The sequence below is a fragment of the Calderihabitans maritimus genome, from assembly GCF_002207765.1.
GTDB classification, from domain to species: Bacteria; Bacillota; KKC1; order Calderihabitantales; family Calderihabitantaceae; genus Calderihabitans; species Calderihabitans maritimus.
Genome location: NZ_BDGJ01000125.1, coordinates 17,245 through 41,058, shown reverse-complemented (window position 1 = coordinate 41,058; position 23,814 = coordinate 17,245). Strand labels below are relative to the sequence as shown.

Below are 23,814 nucleotides of genomic sequence, written 5' to 3'. Positions count from 1 at the left end.
CTAAGGACATAATATCATACCTCTGGCCCAAAGACAATCGCCGCAGGCGGGCCGCCCGCCATCGCAGTCTCCTTCCGCCCGGTTAACGACATCACAACCGTCGAGCAGCTCGCAGTCAGGGCAGGAAGGATATAGACTATTGGCCACCCGATAACGAAACTCCAGGTAATCTTTCTTGCTCCAGATTTTTTCAAGGCTTTCGGTTGTCAATTTACCAAAATGGAAAGGTGCCACATCTTTGGTGCGACCGTAAAAATATTCTTTACAGCCATGCAAAAAGCGATAACATGGACTCACCCTGCCATCCCAGCTAATTACCGTACTTTGCCCCTCCACGAAGGCACAATGGCGTTCAGTTACCGGCCGGTGCTTGGGGAGTTGCAGCGAAACCCGGTGAAGCAGGGCCAGGTTACGGGCTTTAGCCAGTATTGTCTCGTCTTTTTCTGAAAGTTCAGGATCAAACAACGCCTGGCCGACCTGTGCCGGTGTTGTAACCATTAAATGGCTGACCAGTAATTTTTCTACATGGCATTGAGCGGCCAACTTGATAAGTTCCGGTAATTGCTCTTTATTTTTCTCTTGCCAAACTGTTTCCCACCACCACGTAACTCCCGGTGTTTCCCGGATGGTATGGCCTAGTTCCAATAGTTTCCGGCTAACTTCGCCCGCTTCCGTCCCTCTAACCCGTTGCTGCACCGTTTTGTCCGCCCCATCCACGGAAACAATTATCCTCTCGACACCCAGCTTGGCCAGCTCTACGATTTCCACGCTCGTCAACAGCAATCCATTGGTTGTCAAAACAATTTTTCCCTGGAACGCAACACGCAGACGGCCCAGCCACTCCCAAAAATGACTGTGTAATAAGGGTTCCCCCAGACCACCCAGAACTATCTCCTGCAAATACTGGAATCGGGGTAGCTCGTGCAACAATTTAGAAAAGATGATTTCTTCCATTTCGCCTTGGCGCCCGGGCCAACTGTGGCGGTAACACATAGAGCAAGATAAGTTACACCGATTGGTCAGTTCCACGTAGAGTTTGCGTAAGGTGGGCCCGGGTTTGAAAACCACTTCCCAGTCTGTGTTGCTGTATGGTCGAAACATCATACTCCACCTTTTGGGAAAAAAGGACTTTCCAGCAGGAAAGCCCTCATTTCCATTTCTGAATTTTTTACAGCCCTAAAGCCTGTTTCTTTTCAGAAGTAGGAACACCAGTTTCGTCCCAACCTCTTATTTGATAGTAGGCCGGCAGCAGTTCTGACAGGCGGTGTACATGCCCTTTAGAAGGACCTTCAGGAATGGGTTCTTTTAGCAACCGCTCGGGTAAGGTATCATCCTGGGCCCCGTAACCTTCCTGCAGGTTGAAAATCCGTTCATTATTCCAGATCCGTTCTCCGCAGGTCAACAGTTCATCAACGTCAAGGTTCAACCCGGTAGCTGCATTGTACAAATCAGCGTAGTCTTGGGCACTAAGGGCAAAGGACGTGAAGAGGCACAGCCCCATACTATCAATAACCGCCGTCAAGTCCTGGAAGGTCTTAACCCACTCGGCCTTACCCTCCACGGCAAAGCGGTCCAGTTGTTCGGGAACACCCAGTACCTCAGGAGATATCATGTAGCCCCGGACATGGCAGCCGCCCCGGTTAGAAGTAGCGTACTGCAAACCATGGCCCTGCACACCCCGCGGGTCGTAGGCAGGCAGTTCCTGCTTTTTCACCGTCATGGCCACCTCGGGATGACCGTACGCTTCGCACAGCCGGGCAGCGCCCAACGCCAACTTGGCACCAAACCCTTCTCCTAGACCCATCTTTCTGGTCCATTCAACAATGGCTTCGCCGCTGCCCCACTTCAGTTCGGGCCCGTCTAATTCTTCCGGTTTGATATAACCCCGCTGGTAAAGTTCCATAGCCGCGGCAATGGTAGCGCCGGCAGAAATAGTATCCAAACCCATTTCATTGCACCAGTTGTTGGCCTTAATTATCGCTTTAAGGTCAGATACACCGCAGTCGGAGCCGTAGGCCCACACCGTTTCATATTCCGGGCCGCCTCCTTCTTCTCCGTCAACGCGGCAGTAGCGGCCACAGGCGATGGGACAGCGATAACAGGGATCCCTCTTTACCAGATATTTCTCCGCCAAGGTTTCACCGGAAATTTCATCGGCCGGGGCAAAATAGGCTTCTTGGAAGTTCTTGGTGGGGAATATACCGTTTTCATTGATCACATTTACCAAGACGGCAGTACCGTAAGACGGCAATCCTTGGCCGGTTACCGAATGCTCTTTGATCTTTCTCATAACACCGCTAACTACTTCTCTAAACCTATCCGGTTGGGCTAATTCTACCTTACCACTGCCCCGTACCACTATGGCTTTTAGGTTTTTCGAACCCATCACTGCACCGACTCCCGAACGGCCGGCGGCCCGGTAGCGGTCATTCATCACCGCAGCAATGGGGGAAAGGTTTTCCCCGGCAGGACCGATGGTCAGAACGCGGGCTTTTGGATCACCCACCTCCTCCAGCAATAAGTCGGTTGTTTCACCCACCAGCTTGCCCCAATACTTGGCCGCCGGCCGGATTTCTACCTGGTCGTCCTTGATGTAAATATAAACAGGTTCTTTGGCCTTTCCTTCCACAATTACCATATCATAGCCGGCAAATTTAAGTTCTGCTCCCCAGTACCCTCCCGAGTTGGAAGAAGCTATGGTGTTGTTGAGGGGGGATTTGGTCACTACCATATAACGGCCGGAAGTAGGAGCAGGGGTTCCGGTCAGCGGACCGGTAATGAAGAAAATTTTATTTTCCTCACCGAGCGGGTCAATACCGGCCGGAATCTCCTCGGCCAGCATTCTGCCGCCGAGTCCCCTCCCTCCAACAAACGCTTTGGCTTTATCGACAGGCAGAGGTTCAGTGACAATCGACCCTGTAGTGAGGTTCACCCGCAAAATTTTTCCTGCATATGCATTCATGTCGATCTTCCTCCTTTTACTATTTACTATAATTCTATACTCTCCCGTGTTAAAAGAAATTACCAAGCTCTTCTGAAAAATTATAATGCACTTTTGTAGATTTGGATCACATCATCCGGCGTTGCCTTCCGGGGGTGGTGAAGCTCAGGCATCTTTCACAGCATTCTAGACCATGGCAAGAATATCTTCTTCTTTGGTTCCTAATTCCTTGAGACCGCCAGGAATACCTATATCCCGGGACAACTGCCTGATGGCTTCCAGGGCTTTGTCCGCGGCTGCCCGCACAGATAAGCCTTCAATATTTTCACTTATAGCTTCAGCAATATCTAAGCCTTTTCACCTCCCCCAGCAACTTTGCCTGCTCGCATGCCCCTTAAAGCTGACACCCGCATAGAAAAAGGCGTAAACCTGGTCAAGATATCCTTAATTTCATTGTTGCAAAAACCATGCCATTATTTGCAGTTCTCATAGTTTTCAAAATTCACGGCCTATTTTTTCGATTGCTTAAGCCTCAAGAAATATTGTCCGGGGCAACAACTGTTTTATAATGACACATCCGCTTCCGCAAAGTGTTTCATAATATTACATTATTCCGCTGTTCCTCGAAAAATTCCCAACTACCCCGGTACATACCGCGAAAACAGGGTATGGCCCGGCTTGCGCCCGGGCCATACCCTGCTCTCGATTTTTGAGCTTTGACGGTTTGGCTGCTTACTAAATTTTGGGAAATTATAGTGCGTTTTTGTAGATTTGGATCACATCATCCAGTGTTGCCTTCCGGGGGTTGGTGAAGCTGCAGGCATCTTTCATAGCATTCTGGGCCATGGCAGGAATATCTTCCTCTTTGACTCCTAATTCCTTGAGACCGCCAGGAATACCTATATCCCGGGACAACTGCCTGATGGCTTCCAGGGCTTTGTCCGCGGCTGCCCGCACAGATAAGCCTTCAATATTTTCACCCATGGCTTCAGCGATATCTGCAAAACGCTGGGGGTTGGCGATCAAGTTGAAGCCTTCTACGTGAGGCAACAGAACAGCGTTACATACGCCATGGGGCAGATTATAAACACCACCCAACTGGTGAGCCATAGCATGGACATAACCTAGCCCGGCATTATTAAAAGCCATACCTGCCAGAAATTCGGCATAGGCCATCTTATCCCGGGCTTCAAAATCATCACCATTGGCCACCGCCCGGCGCAAGTACTGACTGATCAGCCTGATAGCCATCAAAGCCGCAGAATCGGTAACAGGAGTAGCATCAGTGGAAACGTAAGCTTCTACTGCATGGGTTAAAGCATCCATCCCTGTTGCCGCCGTTAAGGAAGGAGGCTTCTTCATCATTAACAAGGGATCATTTATGGCCACGTTAGGCGTGCATCGCCAATCGACAATAGCCATCTTTACCTTGCGTTCAGTATCGGTGATAATACAGAACCGGGTCATTTCACTAGCCGTCCCCGCAGTGGTATTCACTGCAATCAAAGGAACCATCGGCTTGGTAGATTTGTCTACTCCCTCATAATCCCGAATGTTGCCGCCGTTAGCAGCAACAATGCCTATACCTTTCGCACAGTCGTGGCTGGAACCGCCTCCTACCGAAACTATGAGATTACAACCTTCTTTTTTGAACAGCTCCACCCCATCATGAACGTTTTTATCAGTGGGATTGGGCTCAGCCCCCGGATAAATTACTACCTTAACTCCTGCCGCTTCGATAATATCGGCAATTTCTCGCGCCATACCAATTTTATCCAAATAGGCATCGGTTACTAGTAAAGCCTTTTCACCCCCTAGCAACTTCGCCTGCTCGCCTACCTTTTTGTGCGCGCCTGCCCCCATGAGGTTGACTGTAGGCATGAAATAACCGTGAACTCGGTGGACAATAGCCATGTGAATCCTCCTCCTTATTTTTTAGTTCTGTTGTTTAACTATCTGCCCCAAGGGCTTAAATAACCTTTTGTGAAAGTGTAGACATGAACATGCTGTTTGTTAAAAATAATGCTGAAGAGCCTTCTATTTATTCTTTATCACCTCCTGTAACCTAGTATTAATATTTATTGTCCTACTAATGCAAAAATCATGCCATTATTAGAGTTATCAGAGTTAAAAAAAAGCAGCTCGGGCTTTTTTGAAACCAACAGAGCAAAAAAGTGTTTCCCGGAAAGACAAAACGTTTTATAATGGTGCAGTCTCCTTCAATTAGTGTTTCATAACCATACACTTCCCACCTATAAAAATTCCTCGGCCAACCCGGCCGAGGAATTTACCATCTTCCTCCAGCATTACCCTTCTTCCGAGGGTGAATATGCCCCGTAAACAGGCAGGTTTTCCAGCTCCCGGAACGTCGCTCCCCTGCTCCTTCTCAACCGGTTACTCAACAGCGATTCACATGATAAAAATTGTATCAAACACCCTGAGTTCTTTCATTGCAATTAGTCCTTAAAGACTCTGTTGCCAGTTATTTACCTTGTAACCATATTATGCTACTACCGGACATAAACTCAATGCACCTTGTGTAGGGCTCGTACTTCTTACAAAGGTCAGTCCGCAGACGGGCAATTGCTAATTTCCGCCATCACGGCTTCCACTGCTTTTGGAACGGCAGCCGCTACTGAAGGTGACAGTTCCGTCCTCCATGGGGCTTGCCGCTCCACCTGAATTCCGATAATTATGATCTCCTTCGGCATTCGTTCAGGTTCCAGCCGCCACCCTAGGTTTAGGGTGTAAAGCAGATCCATTCCATGCAGTGAACACCCAATACGGGCGTGGCGGGGCAACTGGCTTCCATTAAATCTCAAAACCGTCCCCGGCCTCTCACCGGCCACCACTGCATCCACGATGATGGCCCGTTGGGTATCACGGATGAGATCCAAAAGGCGCAACCCCGGAACACCCGCTTCGATTACTTTTACAGCAGGCGGAAGCCGGCGAGAAAGCAGCTCTCGCACCACATGAATTCCCACTCCGTCATCGGAGGCCAGCAAGTTGCCGCATCCTACCACAACTTGTGCTTCGAGCATAACCATTCCTCCAGTCCGGAAATGCCTTCGAACCGAGCGCCTTGGGCAGGGAGCAGGTTCTTATTGTCGCTTAATCTCCAATCTCAGGAAGTGAGTAGAACAGGAAAAGCAGGGGTCATAATTACGGATGACCATTTCGCACTTCAGCCTGGCTTCTTCTTCGGGCAAATTAATGACTCTCGGTACATATTCCCTCAAATCCTGTTCCATATTGTTCACATTATGGGCAGTGGGCGTAACGATATCCGCCGCCTCCACCAACCCCTCGTCATTGATGCGATAACTGTGGTAAAGAACTCCCCGCGGGGCCTCGGTAATCGCAAATCCTTCTCCGCCCTTGACTTCAAAGCTCCGGTCTTCTTCTACCGGATCAAGCCGCTCAATGATTTCGATGGATTCGTCTACGCTATGCACCAATTCGATAGCGCGGGCAAGGGCGCTGTAAAAGGGGTTGAAGTTTGGAAACTGCACACCGGTTTCCAGAGCAGCTTTTTGGGCATCGGGAGAAAGCCGGTCGAAGTTCAGGTTAACCCGCGCTAACGGTCCTACCAGGAAGGACCCGCGCCCCACGATGTACGAATGAAGGGCATTCGAATGGGGCACATGCTTCTCCTTGATATGATTTCTGTACTGCCAAACCGGGATGTCCAGCCCTTTGGTAGAGACCAGCCTTCCTTCATTAATGGCATACTCATTGGTACTTCTGAGAGCCACGTGTTCGCAGTCCCGCGTTAAATCTGGCACCTGTAGCGAGCCGATAAGTTTGACCGTTTCCAGGGCATCTTGTTTCGCCTGCTCCAGACGCAGCAGAAAGTCCCTCAGCACCTTCCGGGACGGCACCTTGGTAAATCCGTTTACCGCAGCCGTGACCGGGTGTACCTCGCGCCCGCCGATGGCAGCGGTAATATCATTACCCAGGCGTTTCATGCGCAGCGCCCGCTCCACCACCGGTCTGTAATCCTCCACCATGGACAGGGCGCTTTCGTAACCTAGAAAATCAGGTGCTGCCAGCATATAAACGTGCAGGGAATGACTTTGAATATACTGGCTCAAGGCTAACAGTTTCCGCAAATCCCGGGTTTGCTGGCTCACTTCAATGCCCAGGGCATCTTCGATAGCCTGTAATGAAGTTATCTGGTGTGACACAGGACAGATGCCGCAAATACGGGAGACCAGTTCGGGTACCTCTTCAAAGCGACGACCCACCAGGAACCCCTCAAAGAACCTTGGCGGCTCAAAAACGTTTAGCATCAAGTCCTTTATCTTTCCGTCGGACAGAGTAATCTTTAGCGCCGCCTCACCTTCCACCCGCGCCAGATAATCGACTTGAATTCGTTCCAGCGTCATACCGCGTCAGCTCCTTTAGCAAACTCGGGATTCATACCGGCAAACTTGCGAAACTTGAGAACGATATCCCGCTTGTGCAGCCCATACTCCTTAAAAGTCTCAGCAAGGGACTCAGGGTTAGGATCGTTGGCCGGGCCGCGGCATCCTTCGCACGGTTTCTGGTGCGACGGGCAAAGGGCCCCGCACCCGGCAGTTGTCACTGGCCCCATGCAAGGCTCGCCCTTAGTTACCGCCAGACACACGTTCTCATGTAGCTTGCACTCCACGCACACGCTGTGCGGCCGCAGGTACGGCCTTACCCCCAGTAGTATACTTTTTATAAATTCTACAAGCTCGTCTTTACTTACCGGACAGCCTTTCAGGTAGGCTTCCACCGGAACATAATTATCGATTCCGTAGGCAGTGGTAGAATGAATGGCCGAAAGGTCTTCATAAACTATACTTTCTACCACGCGCTGCGGCTTCCAGTTCTTAATGGAAGGGATGCCGCCAAAACACGCGCAAGTTCCGAACGCAACCAAAATCCGGCACTCTTTACGGGCCTGCTTGAGCCTGGCGATCTCCTCGCCGCAGGTTACGGCACCTTCCACCAAGCCGATGTCATAGGGACCAGGCTTGTTATCCCGTTTGGCCATCACGAAATAATGGATATCCACCGCTCCCAACAAATCGAACAGGATAGGTTCCAGGTTAACAATTTCCAGCTGGCAACCGGCACACGAGCTTAGCTTATATACGGCAACGGAAGGCTTATTCAATCGCCACACCTCCCAACGTTTCTTCGGGAAGGGCCGCTAGTTCCGCCAGGGCAAAAACAGGGCCGTCTCGGCAAACGAATTTGGGCCCGATTTGACATTTGCCGCACTTGCGTACGCCGCAGTTCATCCTGCGCTCCAGGGAAACGTAAATTTGTTGCTGGTTAAATCCCCGCTGTAACAGGTTCTTCACTACGAACTGCATCATGATTTCCGGACCGCATGTTAGAACCAAGGTATTTTCAGGCGTACTTTCCATCTCCTGAAAAAGTGTCGTTACTACGCCCACCCTGTGCGGCCATTGCCTGTCTCCCGTTATCCGGTCCACCGTAAACAGGACGCGAAATCTGTCCTGCCTGGACCAATCCGCATACTGGTCGGTATAAAGCATGTCGTTCGGTGTACGCGCACCGTAGAGGATCTCCACTTTTCCGAATTCCGCCCGGTGTTTTATCAGGTGTAAAATGACGGGACGCAGGGGCGCCAGCCCAATTCCTCCGGCAACAATAAGCACGTTTTTGCCCTGCATCAAGTCAATGGGCCATCCCGTACCGTACGGACCCCGCACCCCGACGATAGCTCCTTCTTGCAACGTTGCCAGTTTATTAGTCACGTTGCCCACATGCCGCACCGTGTGCTGAAAGCTGCTCCGGTTGTCGGGATCAGAACTGATGGAAATGGGAGCCTCGCCAATGCCGAAAATGGTAATCATATTGAACTGGCCCGGCTGAAAGAAGTAATCCGCCTGTATATTTGCATCTTTGAAAGTCAGCGTGTAAGTAGTAGTATCATGTGTTTCTTTTTTGATTTCCTTAATCACGGCAGGTTCCGGTCTAAATGGGTTGAGCATGCCCCTATTCCCCCCTCATACGCACGATGATTTCCGTAATATCAATTTTTTTCACGCATGCGGAAATACACCTTCCACATCCGACACAGCCCAAGGTCCCGAACTGGGGCTCGTAATAGAGAAGCTTATGATAAATCCGCTGCTTGATGCGCGCATCTCGGTCCCTGCGGAAATTGTGGCCAAGGGCCACCTGCGCGTATTCCAACAGCATGCAGCTGTCCCACTCCCGTTGCCGCCTGCCACTTTTCAGGCTTAAGTCGATCTTATCTACCACGTTATAGCAAAAACAAGTGGGGCAGACCATAGTGCAGGATCCGCAGGCCAAGCAGGACTTAATTAACTCCTCCCATATGGGGTGACGGAAATTTTCTTCCAATAATTCGTGTAAACCCTGGGTAAGCAACCGCTTGCGAAACTTCTTGCGCGCATTGTCCAGACGTTTTTCTTTTTCCACCATCTTTACCCGGGGGGCAAGCGCCAAACCAGTCCGCTCCACGATGCCGGTTCCGCTCTCACTGCCCACTTCCACTAAGTAGCTGCAACCCAGATCCGTAAGCAGGAGATCGTACCCCTCCTTTAGTGAGGGTCCCGTGTCAAGGGAATGGCAGAAACAGTTTTTTCCTACCTGCGTGCAGTTCAGGGCAATGATCAAGGTCTGTTCCCGGTGAGCCATATAATACGGATCCGGATACTCGCTTCCGTAGGCCTTATCCAGAATACTAATGGCATGGACATCGCAGGGGTGAACACCAAATAGGACCTGCCGCTTATTTATCCTTTCCTCCTCCGTGATTCCCCCGTCTTCCCGGAAGGAAAACAGGGTCTGGAAAGGTCGGTGCAACACTTTTTTCGGCGGCAGGATGGTGGTTTCATAGTCAAGTCGCACCTGTTCCGGATCACGAATCTCACTAAAAACAAATTCGCTCCCCTTGGCTACAGGGCCAACCACCACAAATTCTTCCATCAACTGATCTACAAAATCATAAAGATGATCCTTAGGCAAAAGCGCCAGCGATCCGATTCCGATACGCTCGTTGAATCCCAAATGCTTTGCAATGGCCAAGGCTGAAAACACCTCCTGATAATGCATCGTTTCCCCAATCACCTGGTCGGATCCGCCTTTCCCCTTACCGCCTCCCCTCCTGCCAGCCGCCTTATCGCCTCGACAACATAAAACTCTATGCGGAGTATCCTCGGGCCGGAACTTAAGCGTCTGCAGCATGTGAAAATAGGCACAATCTCTTTTGCAAAAACTCCCTTTCTTGCTGATATTTAAGGCAGGACCTTTTTTTAATAATATGGTAGCATACCAAACCCGGGCGATTACAGAACCAAAAAGGGCTATTTTTATAGTCCTTTTGGGCTATACCTAACACCACGAGATTACAAGATATGCTGAACCAGTCCCTGTTGCACGGCGTGTACGGCTGCTTCAGCGCGGTTTTTGGAGCGCAATTTTTCCATTATCTTCCGCAGGTGGTTCTTAACCGTGTTTTCGCTGATGCACAGAGCCTCGGCAATTTCTTTGTTGCTGGCGCCCTTTACAACCAGTTGCAATACCTCTTTCTCCCTGGGGGTGAGCAGTTCGCCGGGACTGCGCGAGGCGGCGAAGATCGTACCGTTGGTACGGGCAGTCCTGGCCGCTACGCTGCGGAGTAACCGACCCAGTTCTCGCGGAAGGCAAGGTTCTTCTCCCCGAGCCACTCCCTGCAACAATTCAAAAAGCTGCCTAGGTTCCATGTCCTTCAGCAGGTAACCTTTGGCTCCAGCCTGCAGGGCCTGCAATAAGTGCTCATTATCAGCAGAAACGGTAAGGATTACTATATTTACATCTGGGAGTTCCTCTAGGATCAGCCGTGTCGCCTCCAAACCATCACAGTGGGGCATGTGAATATCCATGAGGATTACGTCAGGCTGCAGGCTACGGGCCTTCACCACTGCCTCATACCCATCGCCAGCCTCACCAACAACCTCAAATTCCTTACGGTTTTGCATGAGCGCCATGATTCCTTTCCGGATCAGCGTATGGTCGTCAACCAAGAGGATTCTCAACTTTTTCACCCGCAGCCCCTCCTCAGGATGGATTGGCCAACAACAGCGAAACTTCCGTACCGCGCCCCGGGCTACTGCGAACTTTCAGTTCTGCCTCAATGCTTCGAGCACGCTCCCGCATGGTCCTCAACCCTAGGTTTCCGCTTTGCTGCTCTACCCTGGAAAGGTCGAAGCCACGCCCGTTATCCCGCACCACAAGGACGAACCCATTATCCTCTACCGCACAAGAAATTAAAATACGGTCGGCCTCTGCATGCTTCCATACATTGGTAAGGGCCTCCTGTACGATACGCAACACCTGTATTTTGGTATGTAAATTGAAATTTAGCTTTTCCGAATCCCGTAAGTCAATGCAGACATCAATACCGGTACGCGATTGAAACTCCAGCGCATACTGGTAAATTAGCGTTGCCAGTGACGCGCTCAATGCCCCGGGAGCGCGCAAACTGTTCATACTCTCCCGCAAATCCTGGTAAGCCTTGCGGGCAACCTGCCAGAGTTCCTCAATTGTTAACCGAGATTCGGAGATGGTGCCGTGAATAAGCCCTTCCCGCAATACCTCCAGTTTTAGAACTATATACGCAAGGGTTTGCAGCACGCCATCATGAATTTCCCGGCTGATACGGTCCCTTTCCTCCAGCACCGCTGAAGCTATTCTTCTATCATATTCCTGAAGCTGTATGGCAGTATCAGTAAGTAATCGACAAAATGGTTGTACCAAATCTTCCCTACCCGGAAGAACTTGGTCCGCCGACGCATAGAGTACACACGCCACACCCAGTCTGCTGTTTTCCAAATCCAAGGGGAGGGCTAACGCCACTTTAAACCACTCGGCCAGGCTATGATGCTGCTCTTCCAACGCCTTAATTTCATACCACAGCAGTTTTTCTTTGCCCATCTCCGCATCCAAATAACCTGCGAGAAACAAGGCCGCTTGATATATATCATCGAAGATATTAACGGCAGCAGCCAGAAAGAGGTTCTCCCCTTTTTGCTCTCGCAAGGCAACAAATCCCGCTTTTCCACCAAAGGTTGCTACCAAGCATTCCAGAGCATTTTGTAACGCAGCAGCACCGCATCCCCAAATACTGGATGCCGCTCGAGAGGGCATTTTATACCTCCAGTATTGTCATAAACTTAATTTTCGAAAAATTTGTGAAAAAATTCACTATATACTTATTTGTCTTTTTCGTCGCTTTTCAACAATATCCTTCTAAAAATTGTCTATAGGTTAAAAGTCGTAATTTTTCAACAAATAAGCTAAAAGCCCACCTTGAAACACAAGGTGAGCTTTCCTAACTTGCGGCATTGAAAAAACTACTAAGCCCAGGTTTGAAGAGGCACCCGGTTGTCGGGGGGCTTTATCGCTACCATCCCCTTGATAATTTAAACCTGCAGCCCCGATACCTCCAGTTGCTTAAAGAAGGCTATACCGCGCAAAGATATTTCCAGCCCTTCCGGCTTTACGGTGATGTTCCGGGGAAGGTAAACGTTTATTCCTTCGGAAACCAGCTTCTGATACGACTTGGAGTTGTTAGGCGTACCTGCGAACACGGCAGGAATCATCTGCGTCCCGCATCAGCCACCACCGACTTTCATAATATCAATCGTAACCTCTCCGCCTTTCTGCAAGATATATTTCTTGGCTTCCTCGGTAAATTTAACTTTCGGCAACGAAATCTACTCCTTTCGCTATTACACAAATACTTTTTTTATATTTTACTCATATATTAACCATTCGGTCAAGATTTTCGATTACCTTATTTTACCAAGGTCAAAATCAAAGGTAAATTTTTCTCCCTGGGAAGACAGTACTACCAGCTTCACAGAAGAAGCGGTATCTATACGGCGGGAAGAAAACTCCAACCGGATCTTAACCCGGTGCCGGTTGCCGCTGATAAATTCTTCCTCGGTTCTTTGGCCAACGGGAACTATCCGGTTATCACGCTGTTCCAGGTAAGCCCGGTACTTGACCGGTGCCTCGCTTTTCTTCCGGTTAAATGAAAGGTAAAAGATCAACTTATCCCGGTGTTCCGTCAAAATCTTTTCAATTCCCTTTTCGGTTAGTGAGCGATTGGTTTTGGCTGCCGTGCGAGCCATTTGAGCCAGGGCGCTGAAGGCGGTTTCCAGCCGGGCTACGGGAGCATCGGCCTCCTTGCCTGCCCTAACCGTCCATTCCCGGAAAAAACTCGTAAGTCCCGCATACCGGTAGGCCCTGCCGTAGTTAATCGCTTCCCGGATAAAGGGCTCCCGGAACCGGCTGTAAATACTTTGCGGCTCTACGCGCAGTTGGTTGCCGGAACTGTTAATAAAAACACTACCACTGGCGTCGTCCCATTTCACCATGTAGCCCAGGCCTTCGCTGAAAAACCTGAGAGGTGCATACGTCCGGTTATTTATCAGCACGGGAGGTATCTCCAAGGAAAAGGGGCGGCCGTTGCGAAAGGCGGTAAACTCGTTTGCAATCAGCCTTATTTCATCCTCTCCCCTGGTGACTGTAATGCTGCGCGTATCCTCTTCCCAGCCTACCCGGGCACCCAGAAATTCCGCCAGCACCCGCAGAGGAATCATGGTACGTCCCTCACAGCCGGGGCCTTTGAATACTAGAGCCGGAGGATAAAAATAAACTCTGGCGCCATCAACGTATACCGGAATTTCATGCGTCGGGTCGGCAGTATAAAAGCGAACCTTACCTGCTTTACTGCCGGTGATATATACCCTTACCGATTCCTCTCCCCCGGCTACCTCTGGATAGGTTAAGAAAAGGCAAAAAATAAAAGCCGAGAGCCACCACCAATAAATTATCCGCATAACTACCACTCCCGTAGATGTATATGTGCAGGGGCTCCCGGTTAGTACTGTTTAAACTGTTACGCGGTAGCCTGGTTATCTTTCTCCTTTGCCTCCAGGCCAAATTTTTTGTGCAGAGCTAGAACTGCCTTTTGGATTTCCTGGGCATCGATAATACAGGAAACCTTGATTTCCGAAGTACTGATCATCTGAATGTTGATATCTTCCTCGGCCAGCGCCTCAAACATGCGGGCCGCCACACCGGGGTTGGTGATCATTCCGGCTCCTACGATGGAAACCTTGGCCACTGAATCATCGTAGCTAAAACCGCTGGCCCCAATTTCCCCTTTTATTCTCTCGATGATGCCCACAGCCTTTCTCAGGTCGTCTTTACCAATAGTAAACGAAATATTATTTATTTCGTTGCGCATCTGGCTTTGAACAATCATATCCACATTTATGCTTTCCCGAGCCAGGGCGGAGAACAGGCGGCAGGCAATTCCCGGCCGGTCGGGAACATCAAAAACGGTAATCTTAGCCACATTCAGGTCATGGGCTACCCCACTGACTACCATTTCCTTTTCCATGTCACTTACCTCCTCCACTATTGTCCCTTCGTTATAGTTAAAGCTGGAACGAACGTGCAGCCGGACGTGGTATTGTTTGGCAAATTCCACCGCCCTGGGCTGCAGGACCAGAGCTCCCAGACTGGCCAATTCCAGCATTTCATCATAGGAAATACGGGATAATTTTCTCGCAGAGGGAACCAGACGGGGATCGGCAGTGAAAACGCCGTCTACATCGGTAAAGATTTCGCAGACATCTGCCTTTAGAGCAGCAGCGATGGCTACGGCAGTGGTGTCGGAACCACCCCGGCCCAAAGTGGTAATTTCATTATCCATGGTAATGCCCTGGAAGCCGGCAACTATAACTATCTTTCCTTCCCCCAGTTCCTTCAAAAGGCGATCTGAACTTACCTCCAGAATTTTAGCCTTCGTATGAACATTATCCGTTAGTATGCCTGCCTGGGGTCCGGTCAGAGATATCACCGGGTAACCTAAAGCCTGAATGGCCATGGCCAGCAGAGCTATCGACTGTTGTTCTCCGGTAGCCAAAAGCATGTCCATCTCCCGATCCGGAGGATTTTCCGTAACCTCTCTTGCTTTGGATATCAGTTCATCGGTAGTATCTCCCATAGCCGAAACTACCACTACCACCTGGTTGCCTTTCTTGTAGCATTCAACCACCCGCCGGGCAACCCTTCTGATTTTTTCCGCGTCAGCTACTGAGCTGCCGCCGTATTTTTGTACCACTAATGCCATAGCTCCATGACCTCCTCACTTCTTCATCAACCTAAGACAATTTCCAGTACCGCTTCCTCGTCCACCGGGACCGATACAGGTTCCGTTATCTGTTTAATAGCAATATCCGGATCTTTCAGCCCGTGGCCCGTCAAAACGCATACCACTTTATCCGTAGGCTTGAAGTACCCTTTACGCGCGTATTTAATTACCCCGGCCAGGGAGGCGGCGGAGGCAGGTTCGGCAAAAATACCCTCCCGGCTAGCCAACAGGCTCTGCGCCTGCAGTATTTCTGCATCGCTGACACAATCAATGAATCCGCCCGACTCTTGGGCAGCGTTAACCGCCCCCTTCCAGCTGGCAGGGTTGCCGATACGAATGGCAGTAGCCACCGTTTCCGGTTTCGGCACTACTTCGCCCCGTACAATGGGAGCGGCACCCTCCGCCTGAAATCCAATCATTCTGGGCAAAGACGCAATTTTACCTTTCTGATGGTACTCCTTGAAACCTTTCCAATAGGCAGTTATGTTACCGGCATTTCCCACGGGAATAGCCAGGTAGTTGGGTGCTTCTCCCAGTTGGTCGCAAACTTCGAAAGCAGCGGTCTTCTGTCCTTCAATGCGGTAAGGATTGATGGAGTTCACCAAGGTAATGGGATGCTTTTCGGTTATGCTCCGGACAATTTTTAAGGCGTCATCAAAATTACCCTGCAGCGCAATAACCCTTGCGCCGTAGATTAAAGCCTGGGCCAGTTTACCTAAAGCAATGTTGCCTTCGGGGATAACCACACTGCATCTCAGGCCACAGCGAGCCGCGTAAGCCGCTGCTGCCGCCGAGGTGTTGCCGGTAGATGCGCACATGACGGCCCGGGAACCTTCTTCCAGCGCTTTGGCCACCGCCATGACCATACCCCGGTCCTTGAAAGAACCCGTGGGGTTCATACCTTCGTATTTGAAGTAAATTCGGACACCTAGCTCCCGCGAAAGGTTCTCGGATTTAATGAGAGGGGTATTCCCTTCATTCAAAGTAATCAACGGTGTTTTATCAGTAACCGGCAGGTATTCCTTGTATGCTGCCAGAACTCCCGGCCAGACCATTAGTCTTCGCTCCCTTCTACTCTAATAACGTTACCTACAGAATCAACCGTGGATAAATTCCGGATGATAGTAAGGGCATCCCTGAGATTTTTCTCCTGTACTTGGTGGGTAATCAAAACAATCTCTGCCCAATCCTCTTCCCGGCGCTTTTGAATAACCGAAGCCAGGCTTACGTCCATATTTCCGAATACACTGGCAATGCCGGCCAGCACTCCCGGTTGGTCCTTCACCTTTAGACGCAGGTAAAATTTAGTCTCAACTTCGCCAATAGGTTTGATCCTCTTCTGGGTAAAACAGGTGCAGGCAATCCTTCCCGTTACACCGAGATTCAAGTCCCGGGCAACTTCTATAATGTCGCCTACCACGGCGCTGGCAGTCGGCAGTTCTCCGGCACCCCTGCCGTAGAACATGGCCTCTCCCACGGCATCGCCCCGGACGAAGACGGCATTGAAGACATCGTTAACCGCAGCCAGCGGATGGCATACCGGAATCAAAGCCGGGTGAACCCTGACCTCCACCACGCCGTCCTTTTCCCTGGCGATACCCAGCAGTTTAATAACATAGCCGAGTTCGCGAGCGTACTCTATATCTTCCCTACTGATCTCGGTAATGCCTTCTACATAAACATCCCGGAAAGTAACCCGCGTACCAAAAGCTATCGAGGCCAGGATGGCTATTTTGCGGGCCGCATCGTAGCCTTTCACATCGGCCGTCGGGTCGGCTTCGGCATAACCCAGTTCCTGGGCCTGCTTCAGTACCTCCTCAAAATCGCTGCCCTCAGTGGTCATTTTAGTAAGAATGTAGTTGGTAGTACCGTTAATGATTCCCATTACTTCCTCAATGCGGTTACCCGCCAGGCATTCCTTTAAAGGCCGAATAATGGGAATGCCGCCGGCTACACTGGCCTCAAAAAACAAGTCGGAACTGTGCTCCGCAGAGGCTTCAAAGAGTTCTTTCCCGTATTCGGCAAGCAGGTCTTTATTGGCCGTAACCACATTTTTACCGCGGTGGAGGGCTTCCAGTACATAGTCTTTTGCCGGCTCAATGCCTCCCATCACCTCGACCACAATATCAATATCCTCATCTTCCAGAATGTCCTGGACTTCGGTAGTAAGAAGGGAAGGGTCGACCTCCACCCGCCGCGGCTTGTTGATATCCCGTACCAGAATCTTTTTAACTTCTATTTTTTTACCTACCTTTTGTTCAATGTCGCTACTGTTTTGCGTGAGGACCTTGAGTACTCCGGTGCCTACCGTACCCAGGCCCAACAGACCTATCTGGACAGAATCTTTGCTCACCTTCAGACCTCCTTGCAATTCAGCTTTGCCCCACTATTTCTACCTTTTTTACTCCGTCGAGATGGCGCAGCTTATACAATACGTCCTCCAAATTTTCCCGGAGTTCCGCCGTCTCCAGGGATATGGAGACATGAGCCAGTCCCTGGAGGGGGATGTTTTGATTAATGGTGAGAATATTGCCCCTAGCACCGGCAATAGTGTTGAGTACTCGTGAAAGCACTCCCGCCCTGTGTTCCAGGGTGAGAGATAGAGTGACTATTTTCTCCTGGGCCGCCGTATAAAAGGGAAAAACGCCGTCCCTGTACTTGTAGTAGGCGCTGCGGCTCAGTCCCGCCTTGGCCACTGCTTCATTGACCGTTTTGGCTTCGCCCTTATCGAGGAGCATTTTAACCAGAGCGGTCTTTCGTATGGCTTCCGGCAGGATGCTCTCCCTCACCAGGTAAAACCGTTCTCCTCGCTCCGCCGTAGATAATCCCCCCTCGAGAATGTGTTTACGGAGAATATACATCCATCCTCATACGGTAGACATTATAACATGACTCGACCGGGGGAGCAATAGTTTTCTATTTGTGCGTCTATTGTTCACAATAAATTGGAGGAGGTCGCCTTCGCCTACATCCCCCAGTCCCCAGCAAGTGGCTCTATTGTTCCCGGCGAAGCGACATTAAATCGAGCAGGAGCCAAACTTGGCGAGAGCGAGGCCGGAGGCGGGCCCGAGCGCAGGAGGCGCGAGGCCGGCAACCTGAGCCAAGGATGGCGAATTTGCCGGGGAGCCCGCCGCAGGTCGAGATCGAGCCCTAGTTTGGCCTGCGCAGATTTCCGGAGCGAGCGGGAACAATAGAGCCCTATTTTATATACTCTCGAGAAACCCCCGGATTATCGGAGTCATCATATCAAACTCAATGAGGAAGGCGTCGTGGCCGTAAGGAGAATTCAGTTCCATATAGTACGCGGGCCTTCCTGCCTCCCGCAGTATTTCGGCAACTTCCTTTTGATAGTGAGGCGGGTAAAGGATGTCCGAACGGATGCCTATCATCAGACATTTGGCCCTGATGCGTTGTAACGCTTCCTTGTACGAAGGGTAGCCCCGCCCCACGTCGTGGAGGTCCATCGCCTTGGTTAGATAAAGGTAGCAGTTGGCATCAAAACGCTTAACCAGCTTCATCCCCTGGTAATGAAGATAATTTTCTACCTCAAACCGGCTGTTGAAGGAGTAGTAGCCCCCGTTTTGTTTGCCGTTAAAGGCCCGACCGAATTTAAAGTTCCATGACTCATCGCTCTTGTACGTAATGGTCCCGATCATGCGGGCCAGGGATAAACCTCGAGCAGGGACTTCCCGTCCGTAGTAATCCCCGTTGTTCCAGTTAGGGTCCATGATTATGGCCTGACGCTGCACTTCATTATAGGCAATGGCCTGGGCGGACAGGCGTCCGGAGGTGGCAATAGGTATCACACTATCCAAAAAATCGGGATAAGTTACCGCCCACTCCAGGGCCTGCATACCCCCCATCGAACCGCCGATAGCACAGACAAGTCTCTTAATTCCCAGAGTATCCACCAGTTTCTTCTGCAGCCGAACCATGTCACGGATGGTAACCACCGGAAAGGACATCCCGTAAGGTTTACCTGTTTCAGGGTTGACGGAAGCAGGCCCCGTGGTCCCGTAACACCCGCCCAATACGTTAGAACAAACCACAAAGTATTTGTTAGTATCTATGGCTCTTCCCGGCCCCACCAGGGGATCCCACCAGCCCGGCAGTTTGTCCTGGGGATCATGTTTCCCGGCTACATGGGCATCTCCGGTAAGAGCATGAAGTACCAGCACCGCGTTGGTACCTTCAGCATTCAACTGGCCGTAAGTTTCGTAAGCAACGGTAACTTCCGGAAGTCGGGCACCGCTCTCTAACTGAAACTCGCCAAGGTTGACATATTTAGTTTCCACAATTCCTACTGCAGGCATGTCGGTCACCTACCTTAATTAAGAGAACGCCGCCCGTCTTAGGCAGCTATCTCTGCAGACGACTAACCGTTTAACGCCTGGTCTAAGTCTTCCATCAGGTCATGCACATCTTCCAGGCCGACAGAGAGCCTAACCATATCCTCCGTAACCCCGGAAGCAATCTGTTCTTCCCTGCTAAGCTGCTGGTGAGTAGTGCTGGCCGGGTGGATTACCAGAGACTTGGCATCTCCTACGTTGGCCAGGTGGGAGAAAAGCTTCACTCTCTCGATAAAGGCTATACCTGCCTCCTTGCCTCCTTTAATGCCGAAGGTGAGAATGGCCCCGCACCCCTTGGGAAGGTACTTTTTCGCCTTTTCGTAGGAAGGATGTTCAGGTAGCCCAGGGTAATTAACCCAGCTTACCTTAGGATGTTCTTTGAGGAACTGGGCTATCTTAAGGGCATTCTGGCAGTGGCGTTCCATCCGCAGGGGCAGCGTTTCTAAGCCCTGCAGAAACAGGAAAGCATTAAAGGGGCTGAGACAGGCACCTATATCCCTCAGTAGCTGCACCCGGGCCTTAAAAATATAAGCCAGGTTCCCCGCCGCCTCGGTATATTTCAATCCATGGTAACTGGGATCCGGTTCGGTCAGTTCCGGAAACTTCCCGTTGGTCCAGTCAAATTTACCCGAATCAACGATAATTCCTCCAATAGCGGTTCCGTGCCCTCCGATAAACTTGGTTGCCGAGTGGACTACTATGTCCGCCCCGAACTCAAAGGGACGGCACAGGTAAGGGGTGGCAAAGGTATTGTCAACTATGAAAGGTATCCCCGCTTCATGGGCAATCTGGCTCACCGCTTCAAAGTCAATAATGTCCAACTTGGGATTACCAATAGTTTCGGCATAGAGCGCCCGCGTCTTTTCAGTAATGGCCTTGCGGAAATTCTCCGGGTCGGAAGGGTCTACAAACTTGACCTTAATTCCCAGCTTGGGAAGGGTTGTCGAAAAGAGATTATAAGTCCCCCCATAAAGACTGCTGGCCGACACGATCTCCTGCCCCGCCCGGGTTATATTGGCAATAGCATAGGTAATTGCCGCCTGCCCTGATGCTGTGGCCAGCGCGCCGACGCCTCCCTCCAGGGCAGCAACTCTTTTCTCGAATACGTCGGTAGTCGGATTCATCATGCGGGTGTAGATATTGCCCGGTTCCTCCAGGGCAAAAAGCCTGGCGGCATGCTCCGTGTCGCGGAACACGTAAGAAGTCGTCTGATAGATGGGAACGGCTCTGGCTCCGGTAGTCGGGTCCGGCTCCTGTCCCCCGTGTACGGCAAGAGTGTCAAAACGAAATTTGCTGTTCGTCATTTTGTTTCCTCCTTTTTTTGAATTTAGCTATTCCCAGGCGGGATACCAGCCTAAAAGGCAATTAAAAAAGCCTCTTCTGAGATAAGAAGAGGCAGCTTGGCATTTTTCCAGCTTACCCCTCTTATCTCTCAGGAAGATAACCTTCCTGCAGGAATTGGCACCTTTCTCGCTGACCTCTAATGCGAGAAGGTTGCCGGGTTTCATCGGGCCAGTCCCTCCACCTCTCTCGATAAGAGTTGAAAGCCTCGTATGCAGTTTTTAGGTTATAGTGAATTTTACTATACAGCATTTTATAGTTAATGTCAAGATATGACCGAACAGACAATAAAAATTATTTTTCCCAAAATTCCGCCAGAGCATTTAACTTTTTAAGCGCCTGCAGTTTATCCGAACGCCCTATTCGGGCTTCGCTCAGACTCCTGCGCAAAATTTCAATTGATTTCTCATACACTTTCCGGTCCACGGGAAACGGGTGGCCGTCCTTCCCTCCATGGGCAAAAGAATATTTTACTGGGTCGCGAAAACTACTTTTAGCCCCATAGGTTACCTCCGCCACAAGCGCCAAAGCGCGAATCGTCTTGGGCCCAACCCCTTCCACACCCAGAACGGCTTTAAAATCCTCCGGCTGCCGTTCATAGATTTGGTAGAGGATTTTATCCATATAGCCAGCGCGGGGGATATGGTGGGATTGAGGCAGGTCCAGCTCGCGAAGGCGGTTTAACTCCCGGAGGGTACGGGAGGGATGGTCCCTTGCCAGTTCGGCAATGACTGCACGAGCTTTGCCGCTCTCTTCAGCTACCATATTGAGAACCCGCGTTCGCCGGTCGCAGCATATGGCCGCGTGAGGCTCGCAAACAAAATCCTTTACTGTCTCTCCCAGCCAGTGATACCGGCGGGCCCAGCCGGACCGTTCATTCATTCCCTGCTGTACCACCGCCCACTGCCCGTGGGCAGTAAAAATAAATACATGGTGATAGAGCTGGTAACCGTCCTGTAACGCGGTATTATCCACCTTGGCGGCCATTCGGCTGGAGTAGATCAGTGTTTCCGGCGAAACTTCAAAGCTATATTTTTCGGCATAAAAAGCTATTTCTTCCGGCGTCTTGCGAGATGTTCTTCCCTTTCCCCCGGCAATAAAGACGCCCAAATCCTTTTGCCGGTCCCGCAATCCTTCCTTTAAAGCGCCCAGCACCGTTGTCGTCAAACCGGAAGAATGCCAGTCAAACCCCAACACGCACCCGAAAGCCTGAAACCATACGGGATCGCTCAAGCGCCGCAGTACCTCGTCTGGGCCGTACTCGTATACAATTACTTCTATGATGGCCGAGCCCAATTCCTTCATGCGGTCAAACAACCAGCGGGGACAACGTCCGCCGTGTAAAGGCAACCTGGCCGTCCCGGTTCTCATTTCCTAATCACCCTAGCAATTAAATTCGCATGGTAATTTTTAAATTCTTCACCGTTCATAGATTCCCTTTTCTTGAATGCCTAGTATGGATTACCATAAAAACAAAAAAAGCCGGTGTTAACCGACTTTCATATAATGATACATATCAATCCGCCGCTTCCTTCATTGGCGATTCTTTCCAAGGTTTCCTGTAGTTTTACCCGGGCGTTTTCCGGCATCCGGTAAAGCTTGCCCTGTATTCCCTCCCGTACCAGTTCGTGAAGAGACTTGCCGAAAATATTGGTTTCCCAGATTTTCTGGGGGTTTTCTTCAAACTCTTCCATGATGTACTGGACCAGTTCTTCACACTGCTTTTCGGTTCCAATGAGAGGGGTAATTTCCGTAGTGATATCCGCCCTGATCAGGTGGTAGGAAGGAGCAGTTGCTTTCAGCTTGACGCCGAACCGTCCACCGGACCTGATCAGTTCCGGTTCCTCCAGTACCATCTCGTCCAGACTGGGACTAACGACTCCGTACCCGGTAGCCCTGACCTCGTTAAGACCATAAGCCACTTTGTCGTATTCCCTCTTCGCTACACTCAGTTCTTTCATCAGCTTTAACAGGTCATGATCTCCTTTAACTTCGAACCCGGTTATCTCTTCCAGAATTTGATAGAACAGGTTTTCTTCCGCCGTCATTTCGATTGTCGCCGAACCATTGCCGAGGTTCATATTTTTCAACTGTACTGATTTTACATTTTCCGTATTAGCGAGTTCTTCTACGGCTCTATCAATATCACGGACCCGTTCTACCTGCACTACTGCCTTCCGAACGGCTTCCTCAAGCTTGTGGCGCAACCAGTGGGTAGCCTCCAGTTGCTCGATCCACTTGGGAAGATTAATGTTGACTTCATTGACCGGAAATTCATAGAGAATTTCTTCCAGGATGTTCAATAAGTCCTCAGTGGTTATCTCAGCCACGTTAACCGGTATGACTGGCACGCCGTGTTCCTCTTCGATAGAATGAGCCAGTTCCACCGTCTCCTGGTCATAAGGATGAGTCGAGTTCAACAGTACCAGAAAAGGTTTGTTCAATTCTTTCAGTTCGCTGATAACTCTTCCTTCAGCTTCTTCATAATTGGTCCGCTCTATACCGGTAATGCTGCCGTCGGTAGTAACCACCAGTCCGATGGTAGAATGATCTTCGATTACTTTCCGGGTACCTACTTCTGCCGCCTCCTGGAAAGGAATTTCGTGATCAAACCACGGCGTACGTACCATGCGGGGTCCTTCTTCTTCGTAACCTAAAGCTCCGTCTACCGTATAACCAACACAGTCTACCAAACGCACCTTCATCTTTAACCCGTCTTTGACGGTTATTTCCACCGCTTCGTTGGGAATAAACTTTGGTTCCACCGTCATAATGGTGCGCCCGGCCCCGCTCTGAGGCAATTCATCTACCGCCCGCTGGCGGTCACTGGCCTTCTTGATGTTGGGGATCACCAAAAGTTCCATAAAACGCTTGATAAAGGTTGACTTGCCTGTCCGCACGGGACCTACCACGCCCAGGTAAATGTCTCCCCCGGTTCGTTCGGCAATATCCCGAAAAATATCGAACTTCTCCTCCATTTCCCTCTCCCTCCTTGAGAATAG

Annotated in this window: 20 protein-coding genes and 1 riboswitch; all 20 genes read right to left on the bottom strand. The window is 50.5% G+C overall.

What is annotated here, in order from left to right; genetic code table 11:
* On the bottom strand, positions 1-1,101 hold the full coding sequence (locus KKC1_RS10650) for a radical SAM protein (RefSeq protein WP_192868198.1): 1,101 nt from the start codon (positions 1,099-1,101) through the stop codon (positions 1-3).
* Positions 1,102-1,168: 67 nt separating this feature from the next.
* Positions 1,169-2,962 (bottom strand): aldehyde ferredoxin oxidoreductase family protein, encoded by a 1,794-nt coding sequence (locus tag KKC1_RS10645; RefSeq protein ID WP_088554441.1) that lies wholly within the window; start codon positions 2,960-2,962, stop codon positions 1,169-1,171.
* A 729-nt stretch (positions 2,963-3,691) separates the two neighbouring features.
* Positions 3,692-4,855: an iron-containing alcohol dehydrogenase gene (locus tag KKC1_RS10640; protein WP_088554440.1), complete on the bottom strand. Its 1,164-nt coding sequence runs from the start codon at positions 4,853-4,855 to the stop codon at positions 3,692-3,694.
* 650 nt (positions 4,856-5,505) lie between these two features.
* Positions 5,506-5,985 (bottom strand): hydrogenase maturation protease, encoded by a 480-nt coding sequence (locus KKC1_RS10635; RefSeq protein WP_192868197.1) that lies wholly within the window; start codon positions 5,983-5,985, stop codon positions 5,506-5,508.
* Between the two features lie 60 nt (positions 5,986-6,045).
* Complete coding sequence (locus KKC1_RS10630) at positions 6,046-7,332, bottom strand: Ni/Fe hydrogenase subunit alpha (RefSeq protein WP_088554438.1); 1,287 nt, start codon at positions 7,330-7,332, stop codon at positions 6,046-6,048.
* Positions 7,329-8,099, bottom strand: a complete 771-nt coding sequence (locus tag KKC1_RS10625; protein WP_238134279.1) for an NADH-quinone oxidoreductase subunit B family protein — start codon at positions 8,097-8,099, stop codon at positions 7,329-7,331. The genes KKC1_RS10630 and KKC1_RS10625 overlap by 4 nt, the downstream gene beginning before the upstream one ends.
* On the bottom strand, positions 8,083-8,937 hold the full coding sequence (locus KKC1_RS10620; RefSeq protein ID WP_088554436.1) for an FAD/NAD(P)-binding protein: 855 nt from the start codon (positions 8,935-8,937) through the stop codon (positions 8,083-8,085). The genes KKC1_RS10625 and KKC1_RS10620 overlap by 17 nt, the downstream gene beginning before the upstream one ends.
* 4 nt (positions 8,938-8,941) lie before the next feature.
* Positions 8,942-10,000 carry a 4Fe-4S dicluster domain-containing protein gene (locus KKC1_RS10615; RefSeq protein ID WP_192868196.1) on the bottom strand — a complete coding sequence of 353 codons (1,059 nt, stop codon included), beginning with the start codon at positions 9,998-10,000 and terminating at the stop codon, positions 8,942-8,944.
* Positions 10,001-10,320: 320 nt separating this feature from the next.
* A complete protein-coding gene (locus tag KKC1_RS10610) occupies positions 10,321-10,998 on the bottom strand; it encodes a response regulator (protein ID WP_202820040.1) in 678 nt (225 codons plus the stop codon).
* Between the two features lie 13 nt (positions 10,999-11,011).
* Positions 11,012-12,100, bottom strand: a complete 1,089-nt coding sequence (locus KKC1_RS10605; protein WP_088554434.1) for a sensor histidine kinase — start codon at positions 12,098-12,100, stop codon at positions 11,012-11,014.
* Between the two features lie 275 nt (positions 12,101-12,375).
* Positions 12,376-12,663 (bottom strand): CC/Se motif family (seleno)protein, encoded by a 288-nt coding sequence (locus tag KKC1_RS17075; protein ID WP_272946670.1) that lies wholly within the window; start codon positions 12,661-12,663, stop codon positions 12,376-12,378.
* A gap of 81 nt (positions 12,664-12,744) precedes the next feature.
* Positions 12,745-13,800, bottom strand: a complete 1,056-nt coding sequence (locus tag KKC1_RS10595) for a copper amine oxidase N-terminal domain-containing protein (protein ID WP_088554432.1) — start codon at positions 13,798-13,800, stop codon at positions 12,745-12,747.
* Between the two features lie 59 nt (positions 13,801-13,859).
* Entirely contained in the window at positions 13,860-15,101 is a 1,242-nt protein-coding gene (locus KKC1_RS10590) for an aspartate kinase (protein ID WP_088554431.1), read from the bottom strand.
* 26 nt (positions 15,102-15,127) lie between these two features.
* The gene (gene thrC, locus KKC1_RS10585; protein WP_088554430.1) at positions 15,128-16,177 is read right to left on the bottom strand and encodes a threonine synthase; all 1,050 of its coding nucleotides are present in this window, start codon (positions 16,175-16,177) and stop codon (positions 15,128-15,130) included.
* Complete coding sequence (locus KKC1_RS10580; protein WP_088554429.1) at positions 16,177-17,475, bottom strand: homoserine dehydrogenase; 1,299 nt, start codon at positions 17,473-17,475, stop codon at positions 16,177-16,179. The genes thrC and KKC1_RS10580 overlap by 1 nt, the downstream gene beginning before the upstream one ends.
* A gap of 19 nt (positions 17,476-17,494) precedes the next feature.
* The gene (locus tag KKC1_RS10575) at positions 17,495-17,983 is read right to left on the bottom strand and encodes an ACT domain-containing protein (RefSeq protein WP_088554428.1); all 489 of its coding nucleotides are present in this window, start codon (positions 17,981-17,983) and stop codon (positions 17,495-17,497) included.
* Between the two features lie 342 nt (positions 17,984-18,325).
* Positions 18,326-19,435 (bottom strand): homoserine O-acetyltransferase MetX, encoded by a 1,110-nt coding sequence (gene metX / locus KKC1_RS10570; protein WP_088554427.1) that lies wholly within the window; start codon positions 19,433-19,435, stop codon positions 18,326-18,328.
* Between the two features lie 62 nt (positions 19,436-19,497).
* Entirely contained in the window at positions 19,498-20,775 is a 1,278-nt protein-coding gene (locus tag KKC1_RS10565) for a homocysteine synthase (protein ID WP_088554426.1), read from the bottom strand.
* Positions 20,776-20,893: 118 nt separating this feature from the next.
* Positions 20,894-21,011: riboswitch (SAM riboswitch) on the bottom strand.
* 95 nt (positions 21,012-21,106) lie between these two features.
* Complete coding sequence (locus tag KKC1_RS10560; protein ID WP_088554425.1) at positions 21,107-22,183, bottom strand: DUF763 domain-containing protein; 1,077 nt, start codon at positions 22,181-22,183, stop codon at positions 21,107-21,109.
* A gap of 128 nt (positions 22,184-22,311) precedes the next feature.
* Positions 22,312-23,790: a stage IV sporulation protein A gene (gene spoIVA, locus KKC1_RS10555; protein ID WP_088554424.1), complete on the bottom strand. Its 1,479-nt coding sequence runs from the start codon at positions 23,788-23,790 to the stop codon at positions 22,312-22,314.
* Positions 23,791-23,814: the final 24 nt, after the last annotated feature.